The 1,999-nt window shown below is 56.1% G+C and carries 3 protein-coding genes; 2 read left to right on the top strand and 1 reads right to left on the bottom strand.

Annotation, left to right across the window (positions count from 1 at the left end):
• Positions 1-950, bottom strand: a 950-nt coding sequence (locus AB4043_RS23825; RefSeq protein ID WP_442308293.1) for an SDR family NAD(P)-dependent oxidoreductase, incomplete at its 3' end; no start/stop codon positions are given.
• Between the two features lie 110 nt (positions 951-1,060).
• On the opposite strand from AB4043_RS23825, the gene AB4043_RS23820 reads away from it, so the two are divergent.
• Complete coding sequence (locus AB4043_RS23820; RefSeq protein WP_442300707.1) at positions 1,061-1,642, top strand: TetR/AcrR family transcriptional regulator; 582 nt, start codon at positions 1,061-1,063, stop codon at positions 1,640-1,642.
• 228 nt (positions 1,643-1,870) lie between these two features.
• Positions 1,871-1,999: BlaI/MecI/CopY family transcriptional regulator (locus AB4043_RS23815; protein WP_442308294.1), on the top strand; the 129-nt coding region annotated here is incomplete at its 3' end.

Below are 1,999 nucleotides of genomic sequence, written 5' to 3'. Positions count from 1 at the left end.
CTCTTCTTCCAGAGTGCTACCGCACTCGCGGGATCGAGAGCATAGCCACGAACGCCTTCACTGATGGCGCTGATGACTACGTCATCGGCAACGATGTGGCCTACGTGGCAGTTCTCGCAGTACTGACCGCCGACCTCGTCGCTGCCGGCGACCACAGCTGCCCAGACAGACGTTGAGGAGCCCTGCGGAATGGTCTTGAACTCGAAGCCGCTCWTGCCTTCGTTGGCGAGCTGCTCATTGATCGCGTCAACCATCTTTTCGATGGCTCCGGGATCCATGTGACGCGCCAGCTCAGTCATGATTCCGCCAGGATGCACCGCGGCCGCTCGTACGCCGCGTCCGCGATGGCGGCGGTCGAACTCCATAGCGAACAGAATGTTCGCCGTCTTCGAACGTCCATAGGCAACGAAGGGTTCATACGGCGTGGTCTCGAAGTTAGGATCGTTCAAATCGATATTGGAGAAACGATGACCGGAGGAGGCAAGGTTCACCAAACGGCCTCCATCCTTGATGAGCGATGCAATGCGGTTGATGAAGACAAAGTGGCCAAGATGGTTGGTGCCGAACTGTGTCTCGAATCCGTCTTCGGTTTTGCTCAAGGGAGTTGCCATTACGCCTGCGTTCGCGATGATCACATCGAAAGGCTTGCCTGCGGCGACCAGCTTATCCGCGGCTGCACGGACGCTCTTAAGGCTGGCAAGGTCCAGCTCAATCAACTCAAAGCTACCGCCGCCGGCCTCAGCCGCTTTGGTGACCTCTGCGGTGGCACGCTTCGCCTTTTGCAGGTCACGCGCGGCTCCGACGACATCCGCTCCATGCGCCGCGAGAGCGCGAGCCGTTTCGACACCAAGTCCAGCGGAGACGCCGGTGACAAGAATCCGTTTGCCCTTCAGGTTGATACCGGCGAGAACCTCATCGGTGGTGGTTGTGTATCCAAACTGTGCTGCCATATTGCTTCCTCCGCATAGAACCTTTTGACCCGGAATGCCCCGGAGAGTAAAACGGAGAGTGTCTCCGCTCGGAAGATAGGATTACCGGAGACTCTCTCCGGTTACAAAAAATGATGGCCAGAAAATCCTCACCTCCTGTTGCCCGTAAACCGCGCGCCGATGCACTGCGGAATCGCGAGCGAATTCTTGCAGTTGCGAAGAAGGCGTTTACGCGCAGCGGGGCCAATGCCAGTCTGGATGAGATTGCCAAGCAAGCTGAAGTGGGGCCGGGGACGCTCTATCGTCACTTTCCGACTCGTGATGATCTGTTGGCCGCGGTCTACCGTTCGGAAGTGGAAAAGCTGGGTGAGGCACAAGCTCGGTTCTCGGCATCGATGCGGCCAATCGACGCGCTGCGGGAGTGGCTGCTGCTCTTTGTCGATTACATCGCGGCAAAGAAGATCATTGCGCCCGCTCTTGAAACAATTGTCGGAGGGCCGTCGCGGCTCTATGAAAACACGACAGGTGTTTTAACGGGAGCGATCAACACGCTGGTCCAGCGGGCCGTAGAGAGCGGCGATGTATTACCGAATACGGATCCTATGGATCTGCTCCGTGCAGTCTACGGAGTGAGCAGCGTGGCTCCGGACGTGGACTGGACGGCGAGCGCCAGGCGCATGGTGGACATTCTTATTCGCGGTGTGCGGCCCTAGAGCATTTCTCCTAAAGGTGTAGAGCGAAGCTTTGACTGTTTGCGCTGTTTCCTTCGAAGAAAACGGCATTCGCAGATTTATCCAACGCTACGGTATTAGGAGAATTGCTCCAGATCATCGATTTACAACAAAAATCAGGCCCACAAATTTCAATGGCAGGAAAACTATTTGCCGTAATTACGATAAATATCGTTGACATACGATAATCGTCGTACTAGTCTTCTGGCTATGAAGAAGAATGCTCTACTGCCGTTGCCCACAGAGGCCGAGCTCGAGATTCTGAATGTTCTCTGGAACGCCGGTCCTTCTACAGTTCGTGAAGTCCATGCTGCTCTTGGGCGTGATACCGGCTACACC

Source organism: Terriglobus sp. YAF25, assembly GCF_052113305.1.
In the GTDB taxonomy this organism is placed as follows: domain Bacteria; phylum Acidobacteriota; class Terriglobia; order Terriglobales; family Acidobacteriaceae; genus Terriglobus.
Note: the sequence above shows the minus strand (reverse complement) of the source record. Positions and strands in the feature narration are given on the sequence as shown.